At 68.7% G+C, this 6,604-nt stretch carries 4 protein-coding genes; all 4 read left to right on the plus strand.

Annotation, left to right across the window (positions count from 1 at the left end; translation table 11 throughout):
* Nucleotides 1-103: 103 nt before the first annotated feature.
* The 4 genes from AAFU51_15855 (at nt 104) to AAFU51_15870 (ending at nt 6,531) form a co-directional block, all read left to right on the plus strand.
* A complete protein-coding gene (locus AAFU51_15855) occupies nt 104-1,093 on the plus strand; it encodes a rhomboid family intramembrane serine protease (protein ID MEO1572732.1) in 990 nt (329 codons plus the stop codon).
* A 24-nt stretch (nt 1,094-1,117) separates the two neighbouring features.
* On the plus strand, nt 1,118-2,281 hold the full coding sequence (locus tag AAFU51_15860; protein MEO1572733.1) for an endonuclease/exonuclease/phosphatase family protein: 1,164 nt from the start codon (nt 1,118-1,120) through the stop codon (nt 2,279-2,281).
* 284 nt (nt 2,282-2,565) lie between these two features.
* Nucleotides 2,566-3,765, plus strand: a complete 1,200-nt coding sequence (locus tag AAFU51_15865; protein MEO1572734.1) for an ATP-grasp domain-containing protein — start codon at nt 2,566-2,568, stop codon at nt 3,763-3,765.
* A 135-nt stretch (nt 3,766-3,900) separates the two neighbouring features.
* Nucleotides 3,901-6,531 (plus strand): response regulator, encoded by a 2,631-nt coding sequence (locus AAFU51_15870; GenBank protein MEO1572735.1) that lies wholly within the window; start codon nt 3,901-3,903, stop codon nt 6,529-6,531.
* The last annotated feature ends 73 nt before the right edge of the window (nt 6,532-6,604 follow it).

Consider the following 6,604-nt stretch of genomic DNA (forward strand, 5'->3'; position numbering starts at 1 on the left):
GCGGACACCTGCGCGTAGTTTTGCCGTACACCCAGCCGCCTGCCCTTCCGCCCGCTAGTCCCTGCCCGTCTCCCTGCGGGGCTCGCTCTGTCGCTGCTCGGTCATGAATCCCGACTCTCCACTCGCCCGGTTCCGCATCTGGTACGCCGCGCTGCCCCGCGCGATGCGCCTGCTGCTGACGGTCAACACGGTGGCCTACCTCGCCTTCCTGCTCCTGCGCATCGTGCCAGGCGTCACGGAGGCGCTCTACGGCTACGTCGCCTTCCAGCCGGTCGTCCCAGACGCGTTCCTGCTGCCGTGGACGTTCGTCACGCACGCGTTTGTGCACCTCGGGGCGAGCTTCGGCGGCCTGCTCCACTTCCTCTTCGCTATGCTATGGCTCTACTGGATGGGGCGCGACTACGAGGAGATGTATGGCAGCCATCGGCTCTTCGGGCTCTACGTCCTCGCAGCGATCGGAGGCGCCCTCTTCGCGCTGGCGATCGGCACCTTCTACGCGCCCCGCTTTCCGATCTACGGCGCGATGGGGGCCGCGCTCGCCGTGCTGTGCTGCGTGGCCACGCTCAACCCGAACCGCGGTATCGGCCTCTTCCTGCTCGGCGTGGTGCCGCTGAAGTACGTCGCCATTGGCTTCGTGGCGCTCTCGGTGCTGATCGGTACCTACCCAGCGTACGAGTTGGGCGCCGCGCTCGTGGGCTACCTCTTCGCCCGCGCGCAGCTTGCCGGCACCGACCTCGCGGCCTGGGCAACCCCGATGTTCCAGACGGGCGGCGGCTCGCGCTCGGCGGGCGCCCGCAGCCGCTCGGCCGCTCCTGGCGACGACGGCGGGTTCCTGAGCAAGCTCGAACGCTGGGCCTCGTCCCGCGAAGGGAAGAAGCCAGGCGACGCGCCGGCTGACTCTGAGTCCCCTAAGAAGCGCACGTCTCGCGGTCCCTCGAAGCGCCGTCCTCGCTCCGAGCGCGGGAAGGACGACGCCCCCCTCGCCAACCCCACCGACATCGACCGCATCCTCGACAAGATCAACGACCAGGGCTACGATGCCCTGACCGACGAGGAGAAGCGGATCCTCTACGAGGCGAGCGGACGCGCGTAGCTCTCGACCGTAGCCCCCCGCACCGTGGCTGCCGTAGCGTCTCCCCCGTCTCACTCGCGCCGCTGGCCGCGCCCGTTCGTGTGGCTCGCCGTGGTGGCCGAGACGGCGGTGCTCGTGGTCGCCCTCGTGGGGGCGCTGGCGGCCTACCTCCCGCCCCACGCCTTCTGGTGGGCGCAGCTCGTGGCGCTCGGGCTCCCCTACTGGACGGCGCTGCTCGCGCTCGCCACGCTGAGCTTGCTCCTCCGCAAGCAACGCGGCTGGGCCCTCGGCTATGCCGTGCTGCTCGCATGGGTGCTCGTTCGCACGGTGCCGCTCGGCTGGGCAGGCGCGGCTCCCGAAGCCTCGCCCGACGACCTCGTCCTCCTCACGTTTAACACGCCCGCGTCGGGGGCGAGCCGCGAGGTGCTGGCGGACGGGGTCTACGCCTTCTTCGAGCAGACCGTCCCGACCGTGGCAAGCCTGCAGGAGGCCATCACGATCACCAGCGAGACACAGCGCTGGCAGCCCAACCACCTCGACCTCGTCACCGACTCGCTGCGCTACCGCGTCCCGATGCCGCCGTTCGAGGCGAACGGGATGGCGCAGACTTCGGTGCCGCTCTACGTCCGGCCCGACCAAGCCGCGCCGGACGGCTTCGTGGTGCTGGAGCAGCGCGGGCACACCCTGATGCCGGACGAGGACTACCCCTCGGAGGTGCTGCGGACGCACTTCCGGTGGCGCGGTCGCGAGGGCGTGCACTACAACCTCCACCTCGCCTCCTTTGGCATGGACAAGCCCTGGAACGACGGCGTGCCGTTCTACTCGCTCTCGGGCGGGCTGGGCTACCTCCGGCAGTACCGCGACGCCGTCCGTCGCCGAGGCCGCCACGTCGAGGCGATCCGGTCGCTCGTCGACGCGGAGATGCTGCCGGTGCTGATCTCGGGCGACTTCAACACGACGCCCTACACGTGGAGCTTCCGGCAGCTTCGGCAGAGCCGCACCGATGCCTTCCGGACGCGCGGCCGCGGCTGGGGCGGCACCTACCGCGCCGACCTCCCGTTCGTCCGCATCGACTTCGTGCTGGCCGACCCTGCGTGGGAGATCGTCCGCGCCGAGGTACCGAGCCTATTCCTCTCCGACCACAAACCCCTCCTCGTCCGCCTCCGCTGGGCCGACGCGCAGGAGGGGGCCGAGGAACCCGCCGAGTGAGCGGCGCGCGGAGCGAATCGGGGTGGCAGGAGTAGATTTACACGCGCTTCCCTGACGCCTCATCCTAACAACAGAGTCATCCCCGCGAACGCGGGGAGCCATGCGGTGCCTCGCATGGCTCCCCAACCCGATGCCCATGCCGATCAAGTCCGGGATGACCAAGATGGAGGTGCGTTGCCAGCTCAGTGGCCCCGTGTAAACTCAGTGGCCCCGTGTAAACTCAGTGGCCCCGTGTAAGCCATCTCCCTACTACCGCTCATCGATCCGTCTGCCATCCGTCTGCCATGACCACGTTCCTCGTCCTCGCCAGCTACGAGAAGGGCTTCGACTTCATCCGCGAATGCCACGACCAGGGCGTGCGCGTCGTCTTCCTCACGCTGGAGAAGCTGCGCGACCGCCCGTGGCCGCACGAGGCCATCGCCGAGACGTTCTACGCGCCCGACTTCGACACCGAGCGGCACGTCCTCAACACCGTCGCCTACCTCGCCCGCGAACGCAAGTTCGACCGCATCATCCCGCTCGACGAGTTCGACGCCGAGGTCGCAGCGGCGCTGCGCGAGCACCTGCGCATCCCCGGCATGGGCGAGACGACGGTGCGCTACTTCCGCGACAAGCTCGCCATGCGCTTCCAGGCGCGCGAGGCCGGCGTCCGCGTTCCCGACTTCGTGCCCGTCACCAACTACGACGATATCCGGGCCTTCTTCGAGCGGCAGGCCCCGCCCTACATCCTCAAGCCGCGCGGCGAGGCGTCGGCGCTCGGTATCCGCAAGATCCACGACCAAGAGCAGCTCTGGCGCGCGCTCGACGAGCTTGGCGACGAGCAGTCGTTCTTCCTGCTGGAGCAGTTCGTCGCGGGCGATGTCTTCCACGTCGACTCCGTGGTGGCGAACAAGAAGCTGCAGTTTGCCGAGGTAAGCGGCTACCTCAGCCCCCCGCTCGACGTGATGCACGGCGGCGGCCTCTTCGCCAGCCGCACGCTCGACCGCGACAGCGCCGAGGCGAAGACGCTGAACGACCTCACCCAGCAACTCGTCGAGGGACTCGGGATCGTGCGCGGCGCGATGCACACCGAGTTCATCCGCAGCGCTGCCGACGGCGAGTTCTACTTTCTCGAAACGGCCGCCCGCGTGGGCGGGGCCAACCTCTCCGACATGGTGGAGGCCGCGAGCGGCGTCAACCTCTGGCGCGAGTGGGCCAAGATCGAGATCGCCGACGCCCGGGGCGAGCGCTACCGGAAGCCCAAGCCGCGCACCGACCACGCAGGCATCCTCGTCACGCTCGCCCGGCAGACGCACCCCGACCTCTCGGGCTATGACGACCCCGAGATCGTCTGGCGCATGCCGAAGAAGCAGCACGCCGGTCTGATCGTCCGCGCGGACACGCCCCAGCGCGTCCGCGCCCTGCTCGACGGCTACATGCCGCGCTTCTACCACGACTTCCACGCCGCCGCCACGCCGCCCGACAGCGCCCGCGACGTGGAGTAACGGCAGGGAGCGCTTAGGCTGCGACGAACCGTTTTCTTCTCGTAGGGGCGAAAGCTGGTATGGGTTTTGGTGGGGCCTCGCACCGCAAGCCGGCCAACCTAGGCGGCATGGGCGCCCGCTTCAACATCGTGCCGCATGGCTTCCCTTTCGTCCCACAGCATCCGGCGGCTGCTTACGCGCCGCTACCTCGTGGCGTTGGCGTTTGTGGCTCTGCTCGCGGTGGCCGAGCAGGGCGTGGTTCAGTTTGAACTGAACCAGCAAGCCGAGGACAGCCGAGAAGTCAACCTGGCTGGGCGGCAGCGGATGCTCAGCCAGCGGATTGCCAAGGAGGCCCTCGCGCTCAACCAAGGCCGGCGTGCCGACCTGCGCGCGCTCGACGCCGATGTCGCAACGTGGGCGCAAGCCCACGACGGCCTGCTCGACGGCGACCCGGAACTCCAACTCTCCGGGATCGACGACCCGGAGATCCGGGCAGACCTAGCCCAACTCACGCCCTACATCGAGCGCATCGAGGACGCCGTGGCCGCGTTCGAGGACGCGCTCGCCCGCAGCGACGCGGAGGAGGCCGACCTAGCGCTCCGTACGATCCTCGATGTAGAACCCGTCTTCCTGGTCCGCATGGACGCGATCGTATTTGCGCTAGACGCCGAGTCGGTCCTCGCCAATCGCAAGGTCCGTGCTATCGAAATCGGTCTACTGCTCGGGATGCTGCTGGCGCTAGCCGTGTTGGGCTGGGTCGTGCTTAGACCTGCGGCGACCTATGCGGCCGCGTCCGTTGACAAGCAACACCGGCTGCTCCGGGCCATCATCGACACGGTGCCGGACCACATCTACGCGAAAGATCTCGATGGCCGCGCCACCCTGCGCAACCTAGCCAGCGCTCGCGCACTCGGCTACGACGATCCCGAGACGTGTCTCGGCGCCTCCGATGTCGAGGCACCCATTGAGCGGGACGTGGCCAATGAGGTCTTAGACGACGACCTACGGGTGGTACAGACCGGTGAACCACTCGTCAACAAGGAAGAGCCTATCGAGACCAACGGCGAGACGCGCTGGCTCTCCACCACCAAGGTGCCCCTCTACGACGCCGACGGCCGCGTCATGGGCCTCGTTGGCATCTCGCGCGACATCACTGTGGCAAAGCACGCGAAGGCCGCCCTCAGCGATGCAAAGGACGCCGCCGAGACCGCGGCCCAGGCGAAGGGCGAGTTCCTAGCCAACATGAGCCACGAGATCCGCACTCCGCTCAACGGCGTGCTGGGCATGACGGAGATGCTCCGCGAGACCCAGCTTAACCCCGAGCAGCGCGAGTTTGTGGAGATCGTCCATTCGTCGGGCAACGCGCTGCTGGGCATCATCAACGATGTCCTCGACTTTTCAAAGATCGAAGCGGGGCACGTTGAACTAGCTACGGAGCCGTTCGCGCTGCACCGGCTCGTCGAGGAGGTCCTCGACGTAGTAGCCGTCAGCGCTACCCGCGCGGGCCTCGGCCTCGGCTATTTCATCGAGCCGGACGTCCCAGCCACGCTCGTCGGCGACGCCTACCGGCTGCGACAGGTGCTGACCAACTTGCTCTCGAACGCGGTCAAGTTCACCCGCGAGGGCGGCGTCTCGGTGCGCGCCTCGCTCGATCGCCCTGTCGCGGGCCACATTGCGGCGCTGCACATCGCCGTCGAGGACACCGGAGTCGGCATCCCTGCCGAGAAGCTCGACCACGTCTTCGGCTCGTTCACCCAGGCCGACGCCTCCACGACGCGGCAGTTCGGGGGCACGGGCCTGGGCCTCGCCATCAGCGGGCAGCTCGTCGGGCTGATGGACGGCGAGCTGTGGGCCGAGAGCGAGGTCGGGGTCGGCTCGACGTTCCACATCACCCTGGACCTCCCCGTCGGTCCCCTGCCCGACGACGCACCAGCTCCCCCACCCGCCGCGCTTGACGGGCTCCGCGTGCTCGTGGCGGACGACAACGCCGTCACCCTGCGCATGCTCGACCTGCAGCTCCGTGCCTGGGGAGCCCAGCCGATCCTGCTCAGCCGCCCGTCCGAAGCCTTTTCGTGGCTCGACACGCACCCCCGGCCTAGCCTCGCCTTCCTTGCCATGCACATGCCGGAGATGGACGGCCTCGACCTGGCAGCCGCAATCCGGGAGCAGTATCCACCCGACACGCTCCCGCTCGTCCTCCTGAGTGCCATCGGCGACGCGCTCAGCCGGACGGTCACGGAGCGCGTGGGCCTGGCCGCCGTGCTCACCCAGCCCGTCAAGCAGGCACCGCTGCGCAGTGCCGTCGCTGCGGCGCTTTCGTCAGCGGCCGAGTCCCCCGCTGCTGCCGCAGGCGATGGCACACCGCACGCGGCTCCAGCCGCCCCCGCACGGGTATCGCCCACCGCGAAACGCTTGCTCCTCGTCGAGGACAACGCGGCCAATCAGCGCGTCGCGCTCACCATGCTGCGTCGGCTCGGCTCCGGGGCCGACCTCGTGGCTGACGGACGCGCGGCGCTGGACGCCTTAGCAACGACGGCGTACGACGTGGTGCTCATGGACGTGCAGATGCCCGTGCTCGACGGCATTGAGACGACGCGCCGCCTCCGCGCAGAGCCCGAGCGCTACGGCCGGCCCTACGTGATCGGCTTGACGGCCAACGCCCTCGACAGCGACCGCGAGCGCTGCCTCGCCGCAGGCATGGACGAGCACCTCGCCAAACCCGTCCGCAAGCGCACGCTCGCCGCCGCCCTCGCCCGTGCCAAGGTAGCTTGCGAGAACGTGGACTAGGGCGTGTGGACAATCGGTCTGATCGGCGCTCATGGCCTCCGTTCGGCCTCCGCTGCGTTCCACTCGTCCCCCG

This window comes from Bacteroidota bacterium, from assembly GCA_039821555.1.
Lineage (GTDB): Bacteria > Bacteroidota > Rhodothermia > Rhodothermales > Rubricoccaceae > JBCBEX01.

Coding starts and splice junctions, on each gene's coding strand:
- AAFU51_15855 (MEO1572732.1), top strand. CDS start 104: ATGAATCCCGACTCTCCACTCGCCCGGTTCCGCATCTGGTACGCCGCG.
- AAFU51_15865 (MEO1572734.1), top strand. CDS start 2,566: ATGACCACGTTCCTCGTCCTCGCCAGCTACGAGAAGGGCTTCGACTTC.
- AAFU51_15870 (MEO1572735.1), top strand. CDS start 3,901: ATGGCTTCCCTTTCGTCCCACAGCATCCGGCGGCTGCTTACGCGCCGC.